This is a genomic window from Cohnella sp. GbtcB17, from assembly GCF_019091135.1.
In the GTDB taxonomy this organism is placed as follows: domain Bacteria; phylum Bacillota; class Bacilli; order Paenibacillales; family Paenibacillaceae; genus Cohnella.
Genome location: NZ_JAGXJW010000084.1, coordinates 1 through 23,730, shown reverse-complemented (window position 1 = coordinate 23,730; position 23,730 = coordinate 1). Strand labels below are relative to the sequence as shown.

Sequence of the window (23,730 nt, the reverse complement as noted above, 5' to 3'; positions counted from 1 at the left end):
GTCTATGACGCGCTGCGCCGGCCGACCGGTACCTTCGTGTTGGATCGCGACGGCGTTTTGCGAATGACGGGCCGTACGGTATACGGGGAAGCGATACCCGAACCGGAACAGCTGAACCTGCGGGGACGCGTCGTGCAAGTTTACGACCAGGCGGGTGTGACGGAGACCGATGAATACGACTTTAAGGGCAATCCGCTGGTGATCGCCAGGCGGCTGGCGAAGAGCTACAAGACCGACCCGGACTGGTCGGAGGAGGCGGAGCTGGAGGAGACGAAATACGCCGTTCGCACTCGCTACGACGCCTTGAACCGCCAGACGGAGGCCGTCGCGCCGGACGGCAGCGTCCTGCGCACGTCGTATAACGAATCGAATCTGCCGCAGGCAATTGAAGCGAATCTGCGAGGCGAATCGGCGCCGGACGGCTCGCCGTCCTGGACGCCCTTCGTCACGAATATCGACTACGACCCGCGAGGCCGGCGCACGAAGCTGGAATACGGTAACGGGGCGGTCACGACGTTCGCCTACGATCCGCTCACTTACCGGCTCTCGAAGCTCGAGACCCGGCGGCAGCGGGCGGACTATCCCGCCGATTGCCCGGATTCGCCGTCGGCCGAGTGGCCCGGATGCGGGGTGCAGCAGTTAAGCTACGTCTACGATCCGGTCGGTAATATTACGCGCGTACGCGACGACGCCCAGCAAACCGTATTCTTCCGCAACCGGCGTATCGAACCCGGCGCCTCATATACGTACGACGCCCTTAACAGGCTGATTGAAGCCGCCGGCAGGGAGCATCTCGGCCTAGCGGGGGGGGAGGCGGGCGCGCCCGTCATGCCGGATGCCGATAACCGCTTCCACAGCGGGCTCGCGCATCCCGGCGACGGACTTGCGCTCGGCACGTACGTCGAACGCTACGATTACGACGCCGTCGGCAACCTGTTGTCCGTGCGTCACCGGGGCTCCGATCCGGCGCAGCCCGGCTGGAGAAGATGCTACCAGTATGCGACGGACAGCAATCGGCTGCTCAGCACGGGCGCGCCCGGCAACCCGGCGAGTCTCTGCGAGACGGCATCTGCGGCTGTGCCGGTTTATGCCGAGCGTTATGTATATGATGCGCATGGCAATATGACCGCCATGCCCCATCTGCAGCGTCTGGAGTGGGACCATGCGGACCGGCTCCGGTCGACGGTCCGGCAGACGGTGACAGCGACGGAAGGCACGCCGGAGACGACTTGGTACGTTTATGACGCGGCCGGTCGCCGCGTGCGAAAAGTCACCGAGAGCCAAGCGCCGGACGGTGTCGAGCCGATCCGAATGAAGGAGCGCATCTATCTCGGCCCGTTCGAGATTTACCGCGAGTTCAGAGGAGACGGCGTAGCCGTCGAGCTGGAGCGGGAGACGCTGCATCTGATGGACGGCGAGCGCCGCGTCGCGATCGTCGAGACGAGAACGCTGGGAGCCGGAGACGAGCCCGAGCGGCTCATCCGCTACCAGCTCGGGAACCATCTGGGCTCGGCGGCGCTCGAGCTGGACGACCGGGCGCGCGTCATCTCGTACGAGGAGTACTATCCGTTCGGCAGCACGTCATATCAAGCCGTCCGTCTCTCCACGGAGACGCCCAAGCGCTATCGCTACTCGGGCAAGGAGCGGGACGAGGAGAGCGGCCTTTACTGCCACGACGCGCGGTATTACAGCCCCTGGCTCGGTCGCTGGACCAGCGCCGATCCGCTCGGCATTGCGGACGGCGTCAATGCGTATGCCGCCTTCCACGGCAATCCGATTCGTTATGTCGATCCGACGGGACTGGCGAACGAGCCGTCAAACTTCATCGAGTATGCCGAGACCAAGGGAATCGGTCTTGAACGGATGAAGGAATTAGGCGTCGAAGGAAGAGTGGAAGTCGGCTTGGGGCAGCATCCTTCTACCGGCAAGTACATGCTGCTTCAGGGTGGAGCCGGGGACGTTGGCTTCGGCGATCTGATCGCGATCGGTCACAGTCATACGGGCAGCGACAAGATGGCGAGCCCGTCCAACGCAGACCTGGATTTGTTTGAAGCCCGAAATATCAAGGAGCATTGGATATACGGCGAGGAGCAGGGCTGGGGGCGTATAACATTCGATGAGAATACAAAATCATTCGAGGCTATGCGAACGAAAAACGGCAACATCGTCAGTACGACCTTCACCGAGAATCCGAATTACAATCCGGAAGACCTGTCTCTACAATCGCGTATGTCGAGATGGGTGCCCGGTAAGCAAAGTGTCGTCGTCGAGAACGCCACGCTCGACCCCGCTACCTTCAAGGAAGGGAGCATAACGGAACGGGGCGGGGGCTCCAGTCGCCAGATCGTCGAAAAGCCGCAAACCAGTGTTGAGGAAATGCCGCGACGCTCGCTTTCCTCCCGCGTCGGCACGGCAATCGACACCGCGACGCCAGGAGCCGCCAAAGCGCTGGAGGTTGCCGGCATCGCCTATGCAGCCTACGACATCACGACGAAGACGGCGGAGACGACGCGCGAGAAGGGCGCTTTGATGGGCGCCGCCCAGGCGGGCAAGACGACCGCCAAGCACGCGACCGCCGCGTTATGGTTCGCGGCCGGGGGCGCGCTCGCGCTGACGCTCGTCACGGGCGGAGTCGCTGCGCCGCTGGCTGCGGCAGCTGTCGGAGCGCTGTTCGCGGCTGGCGGTACGTACGCGACCCATTCACTGATCGACACGTACACGCCGGATCTCAAATAAGAAGCACCGCAAGGACCCGCAAGCGAGCAGCCGCTCGTTTGCGGGTTTTCCATTCGTTTTGGGGCGATATGATGAGCTCGAACAATAATGTCGGCAGTCAGAGATATTGGCCCATTCAAAGCCGCAATACATTATCGATTAATTTTATCTGAAACCTTTTCAGTGTTCATTTGTCATTATGATAGGAAGAGGGTGAGAGTCAAATGGAAAAGATGGATCAACTTAATCAATGGATCCGGGATTACAATGACCGATTACGTTATGTCGCTTACACGTACGTGCGCGATCACAACAGGTCAGAGGATATTGTGCAAGAAGCACTGGTACAAGCATATCTCTCGATTCGGCAACTGAGAGACCCAAAACGTCCGTACCCGTGGCTGGTTCGCATCGTTATCAACTTGTGTCTGAATACGAACCGCAAATATCGGAGAGAGCAACCTACCGATCTACTGCCTGAACAAAAAAGCAAGAGCACGGAAGACATTTACCTGCAGCAGAGTAGGGACAAGGAAGTTTATGCTGCGATCATAGATTTGGACGAAAAATATCGAACACCGATTATCTTGTATTATTTTGAGGACTTGACGGTCAGGGAGATCTCATATGCTCTCCAGCTAAGTGAAGGCGCGGTCAAAACACGGCTGGCGAGAGGGAGAGAACACTTGAAATCGGCATTAACTGGAGAGGAGTCGGATGAAATTGGAGACACGTATTCGTCAAGCAAAGCCAACTTATATACACGCTGATCCGGAGCGCACGTTAGAGGCGGTTATAACCAGGCTACATGAGCAGCCAAGGATTGGTCGCTTTCAATGGGTCAGACGCAGAGCGCGCACAGTAAGCTTGATCATTGCAACTGCCGGTTTAGCGGTATTATGCATCCTTGGTGCAGGGCTCGTCAACCCGGCAATGGCTAATGCATTGAGCAAGTTGCCGCTAGTTGGCGGTCTGTTCGTCGAGGCAGGCGATACCGGCCTGAAGACTGCATCCAAGCATGGTTTGACCGCAAATATTAATGCAAATGAGTCGCATGATGGCGTAACCTTTAAAATCTCCGAGATGATGTATGACGGGACCCGCATGTCCATGGTGCTGACCAGGGAAACGGACGATGGCAAGAATCCGCCGCTGAAGAAATGGACGAATGCTACATTTGAAGAAGTGATGGAAATGTGGAAGAAGCAGGGGAAAGAATCCAGCATGATCGAAGTTCGGGCGAACGGCAGGAAGCTGAAAGTGACAACTGATCTGGCATCCGATATTCTACACAACAATTCGTCTATATTGACGATAAAGCCGTCCGTTTCGGAGACGCATACGACTTCGTTTAATTTGCCAGATGCGTTCAATCTGGAGGTGGTGATTCGGGACGCAACTATTGGGCGGTATTTTACGTTGTCATTCCCAGTCAAGAAAACAACAAGCCAATCGATCGTTTTAGCATCCGAGGAGACGAAGTCCTATAACGGACTTGTCATGCGCATCAAAAAGCTCGAGATGACGGAGGCTACCACACAACTGGAAGTAAACCTTTTCGGCAAAGTGGATGCAGAAATAGGAGACTCCCTCCAGTACGACATACAGAATGACCGCGGGGAATACGCCAATGTTATGGCAGGGAGCGGTAGTCCGGGAGCAGACACCGGGACGTATGTGAACACGGTCGAATTTACTCCGTTCCCTCGTTTTCCGAAGATTGTAACGGTCAAACCATACCTCTTGAAAGAAGGAACGGGCAAGGAATACATCCCGGAACTGGCATTTACGCTTCCGGTGAATAGTACTCTTCCAGAATGATGACTTTGCCTTTCATCACTGGATTTCAGATTGCGATTTACCTGAAAGTATACTGTCAATTTATCCGAAAGGGTAGAGCCTCCTGGGATTGGTCATGTTACGTTTAACGCGTAGATGCGAAGGAGGCACTCAATCGATGAAAAGAGCTACAACATGGTAAGTTACACGGAAGAGGGCTGCCCGATAAGTATTCTGGAGGATTTCGGTTTGCGCTTAAGGGAATTGCGACTGCGGTCGAATCTGTCACAGGAAATGCTCGCCGCCCGTTCGGGATTGGACCGCACCTATATCGGCGGAGTGGAGCGTGGCACTCGCAATATATCACTTAAAAACATTGAACGGCTATGCGATACGCTTGATGTCGATATCAGCTATTTTTTCCACCATGAACGGTTTTCTCCCTATTCGGTGTCTTTCAAAAATGAACTGGAGCGACCCTTTAAGGAACGTTTCAGCTATCATGTTGATGCAGCAGCCAATATTATCGCTTGGCAAGTTAACGGTCCAATCCTCTTAGAAGAGATGAGGCTAGTCGCAGCGGATTTGAAAAAAGCCTGCTTACCGTTAGTTTCCGGCAAAGTCAAACTTCGAATGGATCATAGAAGGATGATGATTCACGGGCAGCCCATCGTGTTTCAGCATGAAGTCAAAGAAAAATGGGAGGAACTGCTGCGATGGTTCCTGCCTCATTGTGAAGAAATAGTCGTCCTATGCAATTCCAAACTCATGCAAAACCAAATGAATCGACTGGTGAGGCGTAGCGGGATCATTAACGTACAGAATTACTTATTTATCGACATTCCCATACATTTTGAAGAGGCAGTCCCCGTTCTGTTCGCGCTAAATCATCAACACGTTGAATAAAGGCAGTTTTTGCTTGTGTGTAACCGTCAGGATCTGAATCATATTGTTCCGCCAACATACGCTTTAGTTCGCCGTATTCTTTTACTAAATCAGGGTGAGCTCGAAGGTAGTCGCGAAATAGGAATTCCTTTCTTTCGTAAAATCCTTCAAGCGGCAGGATATGCAAATGATGCGTACGCGCTCCTTCGTGTTCTTTTGCAAAAAAGTATCTGCCAGTCATACCGGTTTCAACATAACGATAGCCTAAATGAATAAGCAAATTCTCATAGACATGCTCATTCAGTAATGGATGAACAGCAGCAAAAATATCGATGATTGGTTTTGCTTCTAGGTTCGGTATCGAAGTGCTGCCGGTATGTTCAATGATAACGACGTGTTGAGCCAGAATTTCAAGCAATAGCTCTTTCTCTTTTTCAAAATCCAGCGGCCATTCAGAACTGTAAGGAACAACGCTGACTAGATAGTGATTTTGAGCGGACATTATTTTATCCTCCCTTTTTTATTCAGGTTTACTTATAGAGCGTTAAGGAAAACTAGACAGACATCAAATGTCCACTGAGTTTGATCTCCAGAGCTGGTTTCACGACGATCGTAATTCTCATCCTATCTGGTTTTTTATACCTTCGCAAGAATGACACAGGTATTCGCAATCTCCGCTTCCCACGTCACCCGCACGTTCGGATTGCTGAAGGAGTACGACAATATGTCGGACAGCTGCTCGATCATCTCGCTTGCCTTGTTCGGCTTGCCCATCAATCCGACCGATTCCCAATAAATCAAATGCAGCGTGTTGTAGAGAAAATGGGGATTGATTTGCGCCTGTAGCGCTTGCAATTCCATCACCTGCAGTCAATATTTCTGTTCCGACAGCTGCCGTTTCGAATGGCGTTAGATGCTGCATAAAGCGCCAGTCACGGCTTCCATCGACGGCGCGGCAAAAATCTCGCATCTTGAGAATATCGTAGCCGCCCTATCAATTAAGCTGACGCCGGAAGAAATGGCAACAAAATCTTTGCCTAAATTGGCTGGCTGGGCTGGTCTAAACAATATGCCCATTTTTAGTCGAGTTGAATAATTTGAATCAGAGAATGAGATAATAAATGCCAAAGTCGATTGGGGGCAATCCGTTGTTGGTGCCGAAGGAAGCAGATGCCGTATTTGAAGGCGGCGGCGTTAGAGGAATCGCGTTTGTCGGCGCCATTGAGACGATGGAAGCGCAAGGGTGTGTCTGGCAGCGTATTGCCGGAAACTCTGCAGGTTCAATTGTTGCTGCTCTGCTGGCAAGCGGGTACAACGGTTCCGAGATCAAAACACTGATGAAGTCGCTGGATTATCGACAGTTGCTTGGTCGAACCTGGCTTAACGAGGTTCCTTTTCGCAACAAAGCACTGCCGCTTCTGTTTAAGTCGGGCATTTACGTTAATGAACCGCTTGAACGAACGATTGAAATGTGGCTGCAGCAGAAGGGAATTCGAACGTTCGGGGATCTTCCGCTCGGAAAGCTCACTATCGTAGCCTCCAACATCAGCAACGGCAAAATGGTCGTATTTCCGGACGACTTGCCGGATTACGGCTTGTGTCCTGCTGAATTATCGATCGCCGCGGCTGTGCGCATGAGCACTACGTTGCCCTTCTTTTTTCAGCCTTACCGATGGAAAACGGCGATCGACCGCAGACCGTATTTTATATTGGACGGCGGCTTACTGAGCAATTACCCCATATGGCTTTTCGACGTGCCTTCAGCTCCCCGATGGCCGACGTTTGGTTTTCGATTGTCGGAAAAACGAACATACGATCCCGTCAGACGCGTTCGCGGTCCGGTTTCCTTATTTGGTGCGATGTTTAAAACGATGCTTCAGGCCCACGATCAACGACACGTAGATAAGCATTCCGAATCTCGTACGATCTTCATTCCAACGGACAAAGTCGCTACGACAAAGTTCGATCTGACCGAATACGATCAAGCGTGGCTGATGGAATCCGGTCAACGAGCGGCTCAAAGCTTTCTGGAGTCTTGGAACTTCGAGACATACAAACGCGAATTCAGAGCACAAGAATCAGCCGTGAATTTCGTACCGGTTACGCAGGAGGAAGAACAGTATTTGTATCATTAAGAAAAATCTTAAAGGAAGGGGATTTGACAGTGGATACCGAGCCCGGTATTGCTCATGCCGCGCCGGAGCCTTGCGGACTCGAAGGAATCTGTGGACGCGATCGCAAAGCAAGTTGAAACGTTTTTTGAGACGCGCAAACCGGCGGAAAACGGGGGGAAATTTCATTTTGACATCTCGGTGCTGAAGGATCAAATCGGAGGTGATTCATCGACTGCGCCGTTCACACTGTTAAGGTTATCTGACGTCGTGCTGGAACTAGATTCAGGTGAAGTTGAGATGTTAGGCTAAAGTAAGTTGACGATACAAAGTAACGACGAAGGATTTCGATCGGATTGTAACGTAAAGCTATGTCGAAGGACAAGAACATTCCCATGGAAAGTCGCTATGTTAACGGCTTTTTTGTTTTATCGGTACGATTTCTTGTACCGAGCTCAGAACAAGAACTTGTACCGATTGCCATAATGGACAAGAACATGTTCCTATTTCCGATTAGATAAAGGTAGTAAAGAGATAGCATAACGAGTGGAGATGCGTTCGTATGACTTAGGTACATTCTTTTTTTTTCGGTTCATTTGATATAATAGATTCAAAACACTAGTTAAGAACTGCGCTTAATTAAAAAATAAAGGAGTACTTATGAAAGAAGAAATAATAAAAAAATATTTCTATATGTGGGTAGCTAGAGATTTTACGTTTTTGGATAAATATTTTTCTGATGATATTATCTACCGCGAATGTTATCGGAATTACGAGATCGCTTGTTTGCCACTATAAGTACATATGTATAAAATACGGGTTTTGTGAAAAAGATATAATACAGGGCGTTTATCTCCAACTAGATGGTACTCAGCGTCATGCTGATCCAGAAATTGGCCTTGCGGTTGTGCGTCAATAGGACCAATCCAATGGTCCACAATGACAAAAATATGAGAATGTAAAAATAATTCAAGAAAAACCCTCCGCGTTCATCATCATCGTTACTACGGCACCTCATCCTATTAACGTGCTCAACTTCCCTATTGTTGCATGATATTGGCATAAACGCTACAGCTTCTCTTCAAGATTTACTAGAAAGAAATAAGAGACGCCAGGCAACCTTGTAATCCTTAGCGTCTCTCTAGACCGATCTTATGGCAAGGCTATTTGTTTCTATCATATCAAAATGTAAAGCTAACTTGTGAAGCGTTTCTAAGCCAGTTGGAATAAAATCCGCAAGTACTTTATAGTCGCCGCTAGCCGGGAATGACGTATTCACCGTAAAAGTGCCGTCTCCCTTAAACTCTGGGTGAATGTGGCTAAAGAAAGACAAATCGTGATTGACCATAATGAGATGCAGCAGTTTCTCATGGTTGACAACACAGTGTTCTCCTGAAGCCGGCGACCGGCCGCAGCCCCATACTTGCTTAGACAAAGAGGAGCAGCTCGCAGGCTGCTCCTCTTTGCTGTCGTCGGCCCGCTTTCTGAATAAGCCAGGCCATTATTTGGAAAACTAAAAGTAGCCTGTATTACACTTTCGATATTTTGAGAGGTTGCAATGAATAAAATTTCGAACTATCAGCTGTTCGCAATCACCTTCATTTTCCAATTGGGCACAACCATCATCTTCGGCTTCGGCAGCTCCGCCGGTCGCGATGCTTGGATCGGCGAGCTCATTTCCTGCGGCCTAGGCGTATTCATCATTTTGATCTATATCGCATTGATGAAGCTGCATCCGGGATTAACGCTTGTCCAATGGTTTCCCGTCCAATTCGGACGCTGGATTGGAACGCCCATTTCGTTTCTGTACCCGCTCATGTTAATTTACGTCGCCGGACGGATTATTGCGGATGTCAGGGATATGGTCTCGACCGCCTTATTATCGGATACACCGTTGATTCTAACCGCAGGGCTATTTGCTATCATCATCGCCTATTGTGTGTATGGCGGTATAGAAAGCGTTTCTCGATTAGGAGAAATATTCCTTCCCATCGTTCTCATTCTGTTTTTATTGGAGGTCATTCTTCTTTTTGGTTCAGACGTATTACATCTCGATTATTTACAGCCCTCCCTTGAAAAAGGCTGGATGCCGATCCAGAAGGCCGTTTTTCCAGCCGGAATCACGCAATCGTTCGGGGAAACGCTCGTCTTTGCGATGTTCTGGCCGCAGACCAAGCATCCTGAAAAGGTGATGAGGATTACCCTTCTAGCTACATTGCTTTCCGGAATCATGATTACCTGCTTCGACGTGCTCGCGATTATGGCCTTCGGCAATCTGTTTCCAGGCTTTTTGTACCCGCTTTACACCTTACTAAGCGTGATTAGCGTCGGAGAATTCATTGAAAACCTGCAAATGTTCGGCGTCCTTTATTTTTTAATGACGGCGCTTTTAAAATGCGTTGTTCTCCTTCTCGCCGCGATAACGGGGATTCAACAAATAACGAAAATGAACAATTACCGCGTCCTTGTCCTCCCGGCATGTGCCATCGCGTTAATTCTGGGGCTAACGATGTCAAAAAACATTGCCGAGCATATTTATCGTCATCACTTTGAAATACTAGTTCCGTATATTTGGGTACCCATGCTGTTGGTTTTGCCCGGGTTTCTGCTCGCTGTGACATTGTTACGCCGAATGAAAATGTAACTTTTTTATTTTTTTATCTCTTTTGGGTTCAATTGCAGAGATGGTCCGGTAACGCCAATCCGTCGAACCGTCATTTTAGCCTTCACGGCGATCCCCGCCCTTTGAAACTCCTCCCCCCAGTCGTTCTCTATGGATTTCCACAAAGACAAATCCTTCCTCCGGATCGCGTCGCTGAAGCCGAAAACGTCCGTTCCATAATCTTTCTGAACTCTGATAATCGTTTGTGTTACGACCTCTTCGATATGGTTGTTTAAAGCCTTTTCCAAATAGGATATATTTTTGGTATTCGTTAGATCCAGATTCGTGTTGTTCTCGCGAATCGCTCCCCGTCCCGTTAACGTAACAAAGATTTTTAACCTGCCTCCCTGGTAAACCGAATGAATTCGACTTTTAGTCTTGATGATGTCCATGCTGACATTGCCTTTTCCTTGCGGCAGCGTTTCGGACACCGTTAATTTCCTCAGATTGCCGGATACCCATCGCATGGATCGTCCTTCTTCTACATTTAAATAACCGACCAGCTTCAACTCCTTGTTAAATATAGCAGAGCCGGCGATTCGGAACCCCTCATTATCCGATTTGGCTGGATCCTGCCTTCCCTCTTCATCCGGCACATCGGGGTTCATGCCGATCGCGACGACAGGCAATGCCGGACAAGCGCTATCGCTTGCCGCGGCGAGCAAGAAGTTGAGCAGACCCATTTCTTTGGACGCGGTCCCAATCTGGTCATACTCTCCTAATACGCCGATCCCGGGAACGTTCTCTAACGGATACGATATCTGCAAAAATTTCTTCGCGGTGTCATTCTTGATAATAAAGACGTCGGTTCGCAGCTTGAGATTCGGATCTCGGCTGTAGGTATCGAAGATTTCCTTTATTCCCCGTCTGGCCATGGATTCCCCGATGACGATGACCCGCCGATGACCGCGAAATATTTTCCTTGAGAGCTTGGTTTGCATTTGTTGCACGGCATCAAGCGTGTTAACGCCGTTGCTTGTAATGACAAAATAGGGCTTACCTTTGCCAGATTGGCTTGAACTCACGTTCTGTCCGCCGTCAATTTTAGACGGAACGATGGCTTGAGCGCTGATCTTGATTTTCTGATTTGGGGCATCATCGATCCCCCAAGCCAGCTCGATGGCAATATCGTTGACTTCCGAACTGTCCCAGCAACCCGATATAAATAAGAGAGAAATCATACAACCGATGCAACCCGCTCTTTTTTTGTTCATTGCCCCTCCTCCCCTTTTTTAGGACTTGGTTGCTGGCCTTCAGGAATACGCCTCACGTTGGTAGTTGAGCTGAATGGGGGACGCTTCGTCATCATCCATCTGGGCGCGCGTACGAATATATCCTTCAGGTTGTGCGGTACCGGCGAGACGACCGGACTCATATACGGAACGCCAAACGAGCGCAAACCGTTGAGATGTATGATCATGAGAAAAATGCCGCTTACGATGCCGTATAGACCGAACATGCCCGCCAAGATCAACATCGGGAATCGAAGCAGCCGGTAGGCGGTCCCGAAGTTGTATCGCGGAATGGCAAACGATGCGATCCCGGTCATCGCGACGACAATAACGACTGGAGCGGATACGATGCCTGCTTGCACGGCGGACTGCCCGATGACCAGCGCTCCCACGATGCTGACGGCCGAACCGACAGCCTTTGGCATGCGAATGCCCGCTTCGCGGAGTCCCTCGAACATAAACTCCATTAACAACGCCTCGACAAAGGTCGGAAAAGGGACGCCTTCCCTGGAATTCGCGATGCTGATGAGCAAATTCGTGGGTATCAGCTGTTGATGGAAAGTAGAGAGCGCGACGTACAAGGACGGCAGCATTAGGGCGATATTAAACAAGGAGTAACGAACGAATCGAATGAACGTCGTATAGATGGATCGTTCGTAATAATCCTCCACAGCCTGCAGACCGGTCCAAAACGTCATCGGGGCGATCATTACGAACGGGGTGTTGTCGATTATGATCGCGACTTTCCCTTCAAGCAGACTGGCACACACGACATCGGGCCGTTCGGTATTTTGAATCTGAGGAAAGGGGGACCAGGGGGCATCTTCGATAAATTCCTCAATAAAGCCTGATTCGAGCACGCCATCCATTTGGATTCGGCCGATTCTATTGCGAACCTCGTCCAATACCGTTCGCGAAACAATGCCTTCAATATAGACGATTGCAATATCGGTCTGGGAAACTCGGCCCAGCGTGACCGATTCCATTTTCAGCCTGGGACTGCGGATGCGTCTGCGGATCAAACTTGTATTGATTCGCAATGTTTCCGTGAAGCCGTCCCTTGGTCCTCGGACGGATACTTCGGCTGCCGGCTCTTCGACCGCGCGTCTTTCGAATCCTTTCAGTTCCGCGATGATGGCCTTATTTTCCCCGTCGATCAGTAGACCGATATTCGCCTTCAGAATGCCGTCGATTACATCGTCGATCGTAGGGACTGTTTGAATTTGCGAGACGGCAACCAGTTGCTCTTGAATGATGTCCCTCGTTATAGGAATGGAATTCGACCCGCTTGAATGACCCTCGTGAAGGATCGGTTTTAACACGACTTTTTCCAACGTTTTGGTATCGACCAATCCATCTGTATAAATTAATAGTAATTTGGGGCTGGTATGGATTGGACGAAATACGATATCGGAGCATCCTTGAAAAGCTTCCCTTAGCATTTTATCGTTCGCGGAAAGTTCCGAGCTTAATTCTGCAATAGGTTCGGAAGGGAGATAGGCCGTGTCGATCGGATTCGCGAGATTGTCGCGAACCGACTGTCTTCGACGCTTGATCCGCAAAAAGCATCTCCTCCTCGGATAGATTGACCGCTGGCTCCAGTTGTGTAGTATATCCAACGGCCCCAAAATTAACATGAGACGGTGTCTTGTCTTAAGCGAGGCGCGGCAGGTGAGCCGTCACGGTTCACTCCTTGGAGCGTTTTGAGATACCTTAGTTCAGTATAAATGTATATCCCTCGTTCGCCCGGCGAATACTTGGAACACATCTTCCAGGAAATGGAGCACTTGCATGCGAGCCTCGGAAAAGATCACCGGCACACAGCTCGGCTTTTTAATTTTTACCTTTATCATCTCGACAAACTTGTTGACCGTCCCTTCGCTATCGGTCATGTTCGCGATGCAGGATGCGTGGATCTCGGAACTGCTCGCATCGGCGACCGGATTCATCGGCATCTGGGTCATGTGCGAGCTGTCCAGGCGATACCCCGGACTGTCCGTCGAGCAATACAGCACACGTATCCTGGGAAAATGGCTCGGTAAATTAACGTCGGCGAACTATGCCTATTACTGGTTTATTTCGATTACGACCATTACGATGCAGCACACGGGATTTATCAGCACGCTTTTGCTACCGGAAAGTCCTTTCCTCGTCATCAGCCTGACCTTTCTCGCCCTGAGCGGCGCAGCCGCCTGGCTTGGCATCGAAGTGATCGCCAGATCCAATGAATTTCTGACGCTGCTGCTGCTCGTTCTGTTTATTCCGCTCTTGATTCTGACGATCACGGAAGCCGATGCCCATCTGCTCAAGCCTGTCCTGGAGAACGGATGGCTGCCGGTTTTTCAAGGTGCGGTTAATCCCGGCGGCGGATTTATGAATCAGGTGTTTATTTTAGGCTGGCTCCTTCCCTACTTCCAGTCGTCGGCCGGCAAGGCGCGCAAAGCTTCGCTGCTGGCGCTGTCCGGCGTTGTCGTGATGTCCGTCAGCTTGATCATGCTTACGCTTATGATCCTCGGTCCGCTGACCGGAAAATTGACTTATTCGTTTCTAAGCGTGGTACAGTACATCGGCATCGAAGGTTCGTTCGAACGACTTGAAGCAATCGCGGTGTCCACCTGGGTGATCGGATGTTTCATTAAAGTGGCCGTATCTCTGTTTATATTTAGCGTGTGCATCAGCCACCTGTTCGGAATCCGACATTACCGGGACCTCGTATTCCCGCTTACGCTGCTATCATTGATCGGATCGGTCTTGGTGTTCCCCAATGCCGCCGCGCTTCTCGATTATCTCGTTTTTACGTTCCCCGTTCTGGCCTTTCTGAATCAGACGCTCATCCCGCTCACGCTTCTGATCGTCGACGACATCAAACGAAGAGCCGCCCCTTCATTTCCGTAACAGGAAATGCCCGATGGGCGCCAGCAGCCATTGAGCCGCAAGCACAAAGCTCGGAAGCTTCAATCGGGCAAGCAGCATCGACCCGATGACAAGCGAGACGACCATCGTCCCGCCATACACGGCCGCTACTTTATTTTGGTTGCCGGTTATCAGGGTTCGCACGCGCACGATCGTCCAGATCGTTCCGAATACTGCGTAGAATACGATGTATGCAATCATTTTTGAATCTCCTGCTGGTTTAATTGTAAAGGCGGTCCGGCCATCCCGGCGCCGCTGATGTTCAGCTTGACGACGACCGCGATTTCCGCCTCGGCGAATTTGCGGTCCCACTCGTTTTGGACCGCTTTCCATTGCTTCGGCTTGTTTTGTCGGAGCAGTTGTCCGAATCCGACGACGTCCGCGTCGTATTGCTTCTGAAGCTTGCGCAAGACGTCCGTCACTTGTGTCCGTGCGGAATTTTCCAGCGCCTCCTTCACGAGGGCGATGTTTTTCGGCCGCGTGACGTCCAGGCGGGTATTGTTCTCGAACAGGACGCCCTTCCCTTGCAGCAATACCTTGAAGCGGATTCGGTCACCGCTTGCGTCTGACGTGATTTTCCGCTCGGCGTGCGTCACTAGCATCCCCACGTTTCCTTGTCCGCCGGGCAGCTCGGCATTGATTCTTTCGTCCTTCATATGGTTGGTCGCCCAATTCAGCCCGTCCGTCTCGCGTTCGTCCAGCTTTCCGACCATTTTCATCTTTTTAAACACGGCCGAGCCCGCCAGCTTGAACAAGCCCATCTGTTCCGCATCGTTTCCCTCCGGCTCGACCTCGATCGCGCCTATGACAGGTTCGATTCCCTTGCTTGAAGCCGCTATGAAAAAATCTCTCAAATTCACCGCGATCTCGCTGCGCTGACCCTCCATCTCCTTGACCGCTTCCGTGGGCACCTGGTCGAAGGGGTACTTCGTCTCCAGCAATTTTTTCGCTTGCCCCCCTTTGACGACCATAATATAAGTGCGCAAACGTTGGCGAGGATCGTGCGCGAACACGTCGATCACGCCTTCGATGCCGTGCCTGCCCAGCGATTCGCCGATGAAGATCACGCTGCGGTGGGCCGTGAACAGCTTGCGTGAGCTCTTCTTTTGCAGCTTTTCGAAGGCGTCGTTCGCGTTTTTGCCGGTGGCCGATACGACAAAAAACTTGTGCTGCGCCCCGCCCCCTATGCCGCCGCCAGGCGTCGAAGATGGAATCGCGATCTGCAGCGACAGCAAATAGTCCCCGTTCTCCGTCAGATCGAACGCGCTGCCGGTAATAAACGCCAGATCGTTGATTTCCGTTCGGTCCCAGCAGCCGCTCAACAGGCATGCGGACCATAGACAGCAAGCCTGCAAGGCACGCTTCATGACCGGTTCCCCCGATACGGCGGACCTGGCTGCTGACCTGCCGGCTGGCGGATGCGATCGGCCGCAGCCGTCGCTTGCGGGCGGCGCCTTTTCGCCCAGATCGGCGCCCGTACGAGAATATCCTTCAAGCTCGACTGCTGAATCGGAGCGAGCGGCGCCAAGTACGGAACGCCGAACGAACGCAAGGAAGCCAGGTGCAGCACGATGCATAAAAATCCGAGCACGATCCCGTACAAGCCAAGCGTCCCTGCCAGAAAGAGCATCGGAAATCGCAGCAGCCGCACGCCGCTCGCAAAGCTGTAGCGGGGTATCGTAAACGTAGCGATGCCTGTGATCGATACGATGATGACGACCGGCGCGGAGATGATGCCCGCCTGCACGGCCGCCTGGCCGATGACGAGTGCGCCGACGATGCTGATCGCCTGCCCGATCTGCTTCGGCAGCCGAATGCCGGCTTCCCGCAGCGCCTCGAAGACGATTTCCATTAAGAGCGCCTCGAACAGAGCCGGGAAAGGAACGGCCTCTCTGGCTGACGCGATGCTCAGCACCAGGTTCGTCGGAATCATTTCCTGATGGAAGGTCGTAACCGCTACGTACAAGGAAGGCGCGAAAATGGCGATGAAGATGAACAGGAAGCGAATCCAGCGCACGAAGGTAGCGACGGGCCAGCGCATATAATAGTCCTCGCTCGCCTGCAGACCGGTCCAGAACGTCATGGGGACGACGAGCACGAACGGCGTGTTGTCCACCAGTATGGCGGCTTTGCCTTCCAGAAGCTCGGCGGCGACGACGTCGGGCCGTTCGGTGCTGTGCGTCTGCGGAAACGGGGAGTATGGCAGATCTTCGATAAACTCCTCGACGTAACCGGAGTCCATAATACCGTCGATCCGGATGCGTCCTACTCTCTCTCGCACTTCTTCGACCAGCGAGTCCGCCGCGATTCCCGCGATATAGGCGAGCACAACTTGCGTTTGGGACAGTTCTCCGATCGTGACCGACTCCAGCTTGAGCCGGGGCGTCTTCAGCCGGCTGCGCAGCAAGCCCATGTTCGTGGATATGTTCTCGATAAATCCGTCTCTCGGTCCGCGGATGACCGGTTCGGAGGAAGGCTCTTCGAGGCTGCGCTGCTTCACGCCGTCCGCCTTCACCAGCAAACCGCCGCGTTCGCCGTCCTGGAGCACGATCGCATGACCGTTCAGCAGCTGGCGCACGATCTCGTTCAAGTCGGAAGACAGCTTCGCGGAACCCGCCGTAACGAGACCACTCTCAAGTGCTTCACCGTTTTGTTCCTCGCCGCCGAAATATGGGAAGGCGCCGCGTGCCGTGAGCGGTCTTATAATATGATCGTCGACGATCGTCTCATCCACAAGACTCGAGATATAAATGACCAACCGCCGCGCTTGTCCGGCACGGCCTGCGCTGCGGAAGACCATATCTGAGCAGTCATCGAAGATGCGCCGGATCGTCGCCTCGTTGTGCTCCAGCGCCGCCGTCCATTCCCCGTCCGCTGCCCCTTCCGTTTCCGTGACGACGGGCGGCTTCGGTTTCCCTCGCATCCATTTCCTCAGTCGTCTCAAACGAGAGGCTCCTCCCCAAAGAAAACCGCGATAGCTTTACTTTCCCAACAGGCGCCTTAAAATATGCGATTCGCACCCCGACGCATATGAAAAAAGACACGCCTCATAATGGCGTGCCTTCTGTCTAGGCTCGGTCGCTATCTGGCAAGCGCGCCGACGACCGGATGCGGAATATACGGTTGTTCGAGCGAGGCGATCTCTTCCGGCGTCAGCTTGACGGACAGCGACGGGATCGCTTCCTCGAGCTGGGACATGCTCGTCACGCCGATGATCGGCGAAGTGACGGTTTCCTTTTGCAGCATCCAGGCTAGCGCGACCTGCACGCGCGGAATCCCGCGCCGCGAAGCGATGGCCGCTACCCGCTCGGCGATCGGCCGGTCGGCCGCCTGCATCGCGTCGTACTTCGTCCGCTGCGCTTCGTCGGTGACGGAGCGATGCGTCGATTCGTCCGGATCGCGCAGCAGTCTGCCGGAGGCGAGCGGGCTGTACGGGATTACGGCGATCTTTTCTTCCTTGCAGAGCGGGAGCATCTCCCGTTCTTCCTCGCGGTACTGCAAATTATAATGGTTTTGCATGGAAACGAATCGCGTCCAGCCGTTCTTGTCCGCCGTATGGAGCGCCTTGAGGAACTGCCAGGCGAACATCGCGGAGGCGCCGATATATCGGGCTTTGCCGGCCTTGACTACGTCATGCAAAGCTTCCATTGTCTCCTCGATCGGCGTCCCGTAGTCCCAGCGATGTATCTGATAAAGGTCCACATAGTCCGTCCCGAGCCGCTTCAGGCTGTTGTCGATCTCGCTTAAGATCGCCTTCCGGGACAGCCCTGCGCCGTTAGGCCCCGGCCGCATGCGGAAGTAAACTTTGGTCGCGATGACGACCTCGTCCCGGTTCGCATAATCCTTCAAGGCCCGGCCTACGATCTCCTCGCTTGCGCCGGTCGAATAAATATTGGCGGTATCGAAAAAATTGATGCCCAGATCAAGCGCCTTCTTGATGATCGGACGGCTGTTCTCCTCGTCGAGAATCCACGGATGCGTCCAGCGGCTCGCGTCGCCGAAGCTCATGCAGCCAAGACAAAGCCGGGAAACGTCCAGGCCCGTATTCCCCAGTTTTACGTACTCCATTTTGATCCTCTCCTCCATCGGCAAGGCGGCGCGATTGCAACAAGAAGTCTTATCCCTTACCGCTTTTCTGTATAGACGGGATAACCGGTAAATCTAAAGTCCTTCCCCAGCTTCTCCACGCTAAGGTCGCTAATCTCGACGGCGTCGTTCATTTTATCGATGCCCGTTCCCTCCAGGAAAGTCGGCGCATCGCGGCCGCCGATTAACTTGGGCGCCATGTAGATTACGACTTTATCGACGAGCCGGCTTTCGAAAAAGGAGGCGTTGATCTCGCTGCCGCCTTCGATCATCAGCGAAGACAAATTTCGCTCGCCTAACGTTCGGACGACCTCAGCAGGATCGACCCTGCCGGTTTGCGCGGTCACGAACACCGTCACGCCGGCCGCTTCCAGCGCCTTCTTTTTATCCGGATCGTACGCCGGTGTCGTAAACACCCAAGTCGGCGCTTCCCCATCCGTGACGACCCTTGCGTTAATGGGGATCCGCAAGGTGGAGTCGAGGATGACGCGGACCGGGTTTCTCCCGTTCGGAACCCGCGTCGTCAACTGGGAGTCGTCCTTGATGATCGTCGTGACGCCGACGAGGATCGCGGCGTTCTGATTGCGCAGCAGGTGAACGTCCTCGCGTGCCGCCTCCGCAGTGATCCATTTGCTGTCGGTGACGCGGCTTGCGGTCTTGCCGTCCAGCGTCACCGCGGACTTGAGGGTGACGAAGGGAAGACCGCTGACGATAAATTTGTTGAACACCTCGTTCATTCGCCGGGACTCTTCCTCGCAGACGCCGACGACGACCTCGATGCCCGCTTCCTGCAAGATGGCGACGCCTCTTCCCGACACTAACGGGTTCGGATCGAGCGTAGCAATGACGACACGCTTGATGCCCGCTTCCACGATCGCCACTGCACAAGGGCCTGTCCTGCCGTGATGGGAACACGGCTCAAGCGTGACGTAGATCGTCGCGCCGCGCGTTTGCTCGCCCGCCATCCGGATCGCATGAATCTCGGCATGAGGCTCCCCGGCCTTCATATGAACGCCGATCCCGACGATTCGGTTGTCGTTCACGATGACCGAGCCGACGAGCGGGTTCGGGTCCGTCTGCCCCTTCATGGCCCAGGCGTTTTGCAGTGCAAGCTTCATGTAAAATTCGTGGTTAGTCATTGTTGCAGCAGCCTTCTCCTTCGTTCAAATGACCCGCGCGTTCGATCTTCGTTTTAAGATATTTCTCGTTGTACTCGGAGACGTCACCCCACAGCTGCACGCGATTTTCCACGTCGAGACCCGCCTGGCGCAGCGCCTCGAGCTTCTTCGGGTTGTTCGTGATCAGCGTGACGGGCTTGGCGCGAAGCGCCTTCAACACCTTGATCGCGTCCCCGTAATCGCGCGAATCGTCCACGAAGCCGAGCTGCAGATTGGCATCGACCGTGTCGTAGCCGTTCTCCTGCAAAATATAGGCCAGCGCTTTGCTGAACAGGCCGATCCCGCGGCCCTCATGGTTCGCCAAATAAAAAATAGCGCCGCTGCCGTGCTCGGCGACATGCTTCATCGATTGCTTGAGCTGGTAGCCGCAGTCGCAGCGTTTGCTGCCGAATATATCGCCGGTATGGCAGATGGAGTGGAACCGGATGAGCGCATGATCGGCATTTTCAAAATCGCCGTGGACGAGCACGCTCGACTGCTGCATCTCCGCCAGGTTGGCGGACGACAGCTTCGCGATGATGCGCTCGAAGTCGTCGGTCACTTCGTCGCAGTTCAGCCAGCAGTACCACTTGAACTCGACGGTTTCCCCGAGCAGATTGACGGGGAGCTTGATGGGGCCGACCAAATAAATGGCGCCCTTATCGGTAGGAATCAACTTCACTTTGCCCTGCAATAGGGAGAGAACTTGCGGATCGAAATGCTGCACCACAGGCATGTAAAGGACTCCTTTGAATGGTTTTCCGGTAAAGCGATGATTTAGGTTGCGCGAATCGTCGACTTTTTAATTGCGGTCCGGCAATGTTAGAAGTATGCTTCCAGTCTATGCCATTCTGATAGACCTAAGTGGACTTGTCAACAAAGCCGGCCGATGATCGTCGTCAAGTATACTCGCAGAACACCAGCCGATTGCCAAACGGATCTTTGACCGTGCACTCTTCGGAATTCCAGGGCGTTTTTTCCAAGCCGGGCCTGGCGTATGCGTACTTTTTGTCGATCAATTCCTTTTGCAGCTCCCTCACGCCGCTCACATGGATGCGAATCGCGGCGCCGGGACAGCAATCTCCATGGTGCTCGCTCAGATGAAGGTGAATGTCGCCCTTGGAGATCTGCATATATAGCGGCATACCGGGCTCGAACCGGTGCTCCCAGTCCACCGCAAATCCGAGAAAATCGATATAAAACTCCCTTGCTTTGGATTCGTCGAAAATGCGCAGTATCGGAATGACTTGCGAAAATTGCACCATAGAACGGCCTCCCGTATAAGTCGAATGGGCTTGCTCATCTTCGAGTAATTCGCCGCAGGCGACGATTTTTCCTTTGCGATTCGTGCTTGCGGCTGCGGCTCTCACACAGGGATGCGAAACGCTGGCGGTGATGTCCCCTATCTCTTTAAGACTGCATCGGGCGACGACGCGAATGACCGGATTGCGCTCGACCGGCGAGCATCGCCGAACCGTAGCGGATGCCCGATCCGCAGCCGCGCAGCACCTCGTCCACGATAACGCGCGAAGCGTTCGAATGCCCGATCGGGCTAGGAGTTTTGCTGTCGGCGCCTTGGATCGCGCTCCCTACGGCAGCGCGCAGGGATGCCGCATCCGTTGCCATACGCAGCGCGCATTTTCGTGCCCAATACTCCGCGTTGCCTCGCTCCTGTCCCGGTATCGGCCTGTATACGACGACGGGAACGCCGATTGAGATGGCCTCCGTAAGTGTGACCGCCCCAGCCTTTGTCACGATGCAGGACGCGACGGACATGTACGCTTCGAGGTGTTCCGCGTAACCGATCACTTGCACCCGCGTCTCGCGTTCGAAGCGCTTCGCAAGCCTGCGGCAGAGCTTGGCGTTGCGGCCGGCAACGAGCAGCAGCGTAGCGGACAACTCCTTCTTTAACAGAGATGCGACAAGTCGCTCCGGCTCCGACAGCGCGCCGATCATGATAAGAACGTACGTCTGGTCGGGATCGAGTCTCTTTTCCACGCAAATCTCGCGTCTCGACCGGCGCTCGGTAAGGAATTGCCCGCGGATCGGAATGCCCGTGACATGAATGCGGTCGTCGCGGATGCCAATGCCCGCAAGCTGCGTCTTCAACTCCGCAGTCGCCACGAAGTAGCCGTCCGTATGCGGATGAATCCAGCGGGTGTGGAGGTCGTAGTCCGTAATGACCGTATAGGTCGGGATCGTCATGTCGGCGGACGCCATTGCCGCATACGTCGAGAGGAAAGGAAACGTATGGATGACCGCATCGGGTCGAATCGTTCGAAGCAGCGAGGTCATCTTGCGTTGGCCGAAGGCGTGCAGCCATCTGAAGAGCGGGCGGTCGTGCGTCATGCCGTTGGTGACGCGGTAGCTCCAGCCGTACGTTTTCGGGAACCACGTCATGCTGCTCGCATAGACGCAGCGGACGATCGCGTCCATCGCGGGATGCGCCTCGCCGAACAGATCGACAAGCTGCACCTCGAATCGCACTTCGGGATGCGTTGCGAATTGCTGCTCCAGCGCTTTGGACACCTGGTAATGACCGTCCCCGAATCTGGCGTACACGATCAGTATTTTCCATGTCCGTTCCTCCATCGCCGTTCCCTCCAGGTAAGCGAATCGCGACAGTCGCGATGCGCAGGCTCTTACCTTCATATTAAGTCGGGATCCTAATCGGCGGATGAAGCGTTCTTTAACGGGATGTAAACATAAACCTAATACGCCCCTCTAAAATACAAGAAAGACCCCGCTATTTATGAGACAGGATCGACTATGCTTGATATGACGCCATCAGACGGTTCCCTTGCATTTTAAATTTCGAGTGAAGGAGAAGATCAGACGTGATCGAAAAAAATTCCTTTTATCATGCCGCGCTGGATATGAGTGCGCAATTGTCCGCATGGAGACGCGACTTTCACCGCTATCCGGAGCTTGGATACGAGGAAAACAGAACGGCCGGCATCGTCGCGGATCATCTGAAACGATTAGGCCTTGAGGTACGAACGGGCGTCGGGCAAACCGGCATTGTCGGCCTGCTGCGCGGAGCGGAGCCCGGACCGACGGTGCTGCTCAGAGCCGATATGGATGCGCTGCCGATTCCGGACGGCAAGACGGTCGATTATGCTTCTACCGTGAAGGGGAAAGCCCACTTGTGCGGACATGACGGGCATACGGCCATGCTGATGGCCGCTGCGCAGCTGCTCGCCGCACGCGGCGCGCCGCGCAAGGGCCATATCAAATTCATGTTCCAGCCTGCGGAGGAAGGCTTGGCTGGCGCCCAAGCGATGATCGACGACGGCGTCCTCGATCATCCGCGCGTAGATGCCGCCTTTGCCCTGCATGTGAAGCCGACGATCGCTTCCGGCACTATCGGCGTCGGCTCCGGCACGTTCTATGCGGCGGCAGATCGCATCCGCATCAAGATCATCGGTCGTGGCGGGCATGCCGCAGCGCCTCACCAGACGATCGACGCCATCCCGATCGCCGCGCAGGTGATCACGGCGCTCCAGACGATCGCGAGCCGCCAGACGGACCCGCTGGACTCGGTCGTCGTGACGATCGGGCAGATCCATGGCGGATTCGCCTCCAACGTCATTGCCCCGGAGGTTGAAATGAACGGAACGGTGCGCACGCTAAACCCCGACTTGCAAAAGCTGATGCCGGCCAGAATCGAGCGCATCGTCCGGGGCGTAACCGAATCGTTCGGCGCAACCTTCGAATTCGATTATAAATTTAGTTATCCGATAGTCGTCAACGACGAAAGCATAACGGATCTCGTACGGCAAACGGCGGATCGGACGCTCGGACTCGGCAGATGGTTCAACGAACGGCCGACGATGGGCGGCGAAGATTTTGCCTTCGTCGCGCGGGAGGTGCCATCGGCCCTATTTTGGTTAGGCGTCAACGACGGTACGGAGCGGACGTCGTATCCCCTGCACCACCCGATGTTCGACTTGGACGAAAATGCCCTTCCTGTCGGAGCGGCCATGCTTGCGTCCGCTGCTTGGCATTATATGGAACAGGCTTAAAACGGTTCCCGAGGCTGGTAGAGTAACTTTTTGCCTTTATACAGGTGGCGTGCGTTAGCGGCATTTAGTGCCGCTATTGGCCCGGGAGCGGGTACTGTCAAGAAGTTTGTGTAAGTAGGTCTCTTCGTCGAAATTGCACAGCCTAGGTATAGTTGTACGACTGGA

General features: G+C 53.6%; 21 protein-coding genes and 1 pseudogene. 9 read left to right on the top strand and 13 right to left on the bottom strand.

Translation table 11 applies throughout. From position 1 onward, the window contains the following. From KVT38_RS30650 to KVT38_RS30635, 4 genes are all read left to right on the top strand, one after another. The coding region (locus KVT38_RS30650) for an RHS repeat-associated core domain-containing protein (RefSeq protein ID WP_217597551.1) at positions 1–2,736 on the top strand (2,736 nt) is incomplete at its 5' end. Positions 2,737–2,939: 203 nt separating this feature from the next. Continuing rightward, the gene (locus KVT38_RS30645; RefSeq protein WP_217597550.1) at positions 2,940–3,485 is read left to right on the top strand and encodes an RNA polymerase sigma factor; all 546 of its coding nucleotides are present in this window, start codon (positions 2,940–2,942) and stop codon (positions 3,483–3,485) included. After that, positions 3,433–4,536, top strand: coding sequence for a DUF4179 domain-containing protein (locus KVT38_RS30640; protein ID WP_217597549.1), 1,104 nt, complete (start codon positions 3,433–3,435; stop codon positions 4,534–4,536). Before KVT38_RS30645 ends, KVT38_RS30640 begins: the two co-directional genes overlap by 53 nt. 153 nt (positions 4,537–4,689) lie before the next feature. After that, on the top strand, positions 4,690–5,400 hold the full coding sequence (locus tag KVT38_RS30635) for a helix-turn-helix domain-containing protein (protein ID WP_217597548.1): 711 nt from the start codon (positions 4,690–4,692) through the stop codon (positions 5,398–5,400). Here the strand turns inward: KVT38_RS30635 and KVT38_RS30630 are convergent. Both KVT38_RS30630 and KVT38_RS30625 read right to left on the bottom strand, forming a co-directional pair. Beyond that, positions 5,327–5,881, bottom strand: a complete 555-nt coding sequence (locus KVT38_RS30630; protein ID WP_217597547.1) for a GrpB family protein — start codon at positions 5,879–5,881, stop codon at positions 5,327–5,329. The two genes, KVT38_RS30635 and KVT38_RS30630, sit on opposite strands and share 74 nt — an antisense overlap. 134 nt (positions 5,882–6,015) lie before the next feature. After that, positions 6,016–6,234, bottom strand: a complete 219-nt coding sequence (locus KVT38_RS30625) for a histidine kinase (protein WP_254639681.1) — start codon at positions 6,232–6,234, stop codon at positions 6,016–6,018. Positions 6,235–6,292: 58 nt separating this feature from the next. Here KVT38_RS30625 and KVT38_RS30620 point away from each other — a divergent pair. Both KVT38_RS30620 and KVT38_RS30615 read left to right on the top strand, forming a co-directional pair. Continuing rightward, a pseudogene (locus KVT38_RS30620) lies at positions 6,293–6,475 on the top strand (hypothetical protein); the annotation flags it as partial. 58 nt (positions 6,476–6,533) lie between these two features. Beyond that, complete coding sequence (locus KVT38_RS30615; protein ID WP_368859189.1) at positions 6,534–7,514, top strand: patatin-like phospholipase family protein; 981 nt, start codon at positions 6,534–6,536, stop codon at positions 7,512–7,514. A 1,117-nt stretch (positions 7,515–8,631) separates the two neighbouring features. Here KVT38_RS30615 and KVT38_RS30610 read toward each other — a convergent pair. Next, the gene (locus KVT38_RS30610) at positions 8,632–8,925 is read right to left on the bottom strand and encodes a hypothetical protein (RefSeq protein ID WP_217597545.1); all 294 of its coding nucleotides are present in this window, start codon (positions 8,923–8,925) and stop codon (positions 8,632–8,634) included. A gap of 123 nt (positions 8,926–9,048) precedes the next feature. Between KVT38_RS30610 and KVT38_RS30605 the strand changes: the two genes are divergently transcribed. Continuing rightward, positions 9,049–10,134, top strand: coding sequence for a GerAB/ArcD/ProY family transporter (locus tag KVT38_RS30605; protein WP_217597544.1), 1,086 nt, complete (start codon positions 9,049–9,051; stop codon positions 10,132–10,134). Between the two features lie 5 nt (positions 10,135–10,139). Here KVT38_RS30605 and KVT38_RS30600 read toward each other — a convergent pair whose 3' ends face one another. Together KVT38_RS30600 and KVT38_RS30595 are read right to left on the bottom strand one after the other, a co-directional pair. Beyond that, positions 10,140–11,366 (bottom strand): Ger(x)C family spore germination protein, encoded by a 1,227-nt coding sequence (locus tag KVT38_RS30600; RefSeq protein WP_217597543.1) that lies wholly within the window; start codon positions 11,364–11,366, stop codon positions 10,140–10,142. After that, the gene (locus KVT38_RS30595; protein ID WP_217597542.1) at positions 11,363–13,021 is read right to left on the bottom strand and encodes a spore germination protein; all 1,659 of its coding nucleotides are present in this window, start codon (positions 13,019–13,021) and stop codon (positions 11,363–11,365) included. The genes KVT38_RS30600 and KVT38_RS30595 overlap by 4 nt, the downstream gene beginning before the upstream one ends. 154 nt (positions 13,022–13,175) lie before the next feature. Between KVT38_RS30595 and KVT38_RS30590 the strand changes: the two genes are divergently transcribed. Next, entirely contained in the window at positions 13,176–14,279 is a 1,104-nt protein-coding gene (locus tag KVT38_RS30590) for a GerAB/ArcD/ProY family transporter (RefSeq protein ID WP_217597541.1), read from the top strand. On the opposite strand, the gene KVT38_RS30585 is transcribed toward KVT38_RS30590, so the two are convergent. The 8 genes from KVT38_RS30585 to KVT38_RS30550 all read right to left on the bottom strand — a co-directional run bounded on the left by KVT38_RS30585 (position 14,268) and on the right by KVT38_RS30550 (position 22,132). Beyond that, a complete protein-coding gene (locus tag KVT38_RS30585) occupies positions 14,268–14,498 on the bottom strand; it encodes a hypothetical protein (protein ID WP_217597540.1) in 231 nt (76 codons plus the stop codon). The genes KVT38_RS30590 and KVT38_RS30585 overlap by 12 nt on opposite strands. Next, positions 14,495–15,664, bottom strand: a complete 1,170-nt coding sequence (locus KVT38_RS30580; RefSeq protein WP_217597539.1) for a Ger(x)C family spore germination protein — start codon at positions 15,662–15,664, stop codon at positions 14,495–14,497. Before KVT38_RS30580 ends, KVT38_RS30585 begins: the two co-directional genes overlap by 4 nt. Then, on the bottom strand, positions 15,661–17,220 hold the full coding sequence (locus tag KVT38_RS30575; protein ID WP_217597553.1) for a spore germination protein: 1,560 nt from the start codon (positions 17,218–17,220) through the stop codon (positions 15,661–15,663). The genes KVT38_RS30580 and KVT38_RS30575 overlap by 4 nt, the downstream gene beginning before the upstream one ends. 158 nt (positions 17,221–17,378) lie before the next feature. Continuing rightward, positions 17,379–18,365, bottom strand: coding sequence for an aldo/keto reductase (locus tag KVT38_RS30570; RefSeq protein WP_217597538.1), 987 nt, complete (start codon positions 18,363–18,365; stop codon positions 17,379–17,381). A gap of 56 nt (positions 18,366–18,421) precedes the next feature. Further along, positions 18,422–19,522 (bottom strand): bifunctional diaminohydroxyphosphoribosylaminopyrimidine deaminase/5-amino-6-(5-phosphoribosylamino)uracil reductase RibD, encoded by a 1,101-nt coding sequence (gene ribD / locus KVT38_RS30565; protein ID WP_217597537.1) that lies wholly within the window; start codon positions 19,520–19,522, stop codon positions 18,422–18,424. After that, entirely contained in the window at positions 19,515–20,276 is a 762-nt protein-coding gene (locus tag KVT38_RS30560; protein ID WP_217597536.1) for a GTP cyclohydrolase II, read from the bottom strand. The genes ribD and KVT38_RS30560 overlap by 8 nt, the downstream gene beginning before the upstream one ends. 163 nt (positions 20,277–20,439) lie before the next feature. Beyond that, positions 20,440–20,805, bottom strand: a complete 366-nt coding sequence (locus KVT38_RS30555) for a glyoxalase superfamily protein (RefSeq protein ID WP_217597535.1) — start codon at positions 20,803–20,805, stop codon at positions 20,440–20,442. A gap of 145 nt (positions 20,806–20,950) precedes the next feature. Further along, on the bottom strand, positions 20,951–22,132 hold the full coding sequence (locus tag KVT38_RS30550) for an MGDG synthase family glycosyltransferase (protein ID WP_217597534.1): 1,182 nt from the start codon (positions 22,130–22,132) through the stop codon (positions 20,951–20,953). Between the two features lie 245 nt (positions 22,133–22,377). On the opposite strand from KVT38_RS30550, the gene KVT38_RS30545 reads away from it, so the two are divergent. Next, on the top strand, positions 22,378–23,565 hold the full coding sequence (locus KVT38_RS30545; RefSeq protein ID WP_368859187.1) for a M20 metallopeptidase family protein: 1,188 nt from the start codon (positions 22,378–22,380) through the stop codon (positions 23,563–23,565). Positions 23,566–23,730: the final 165 nt, after the last annotated feature.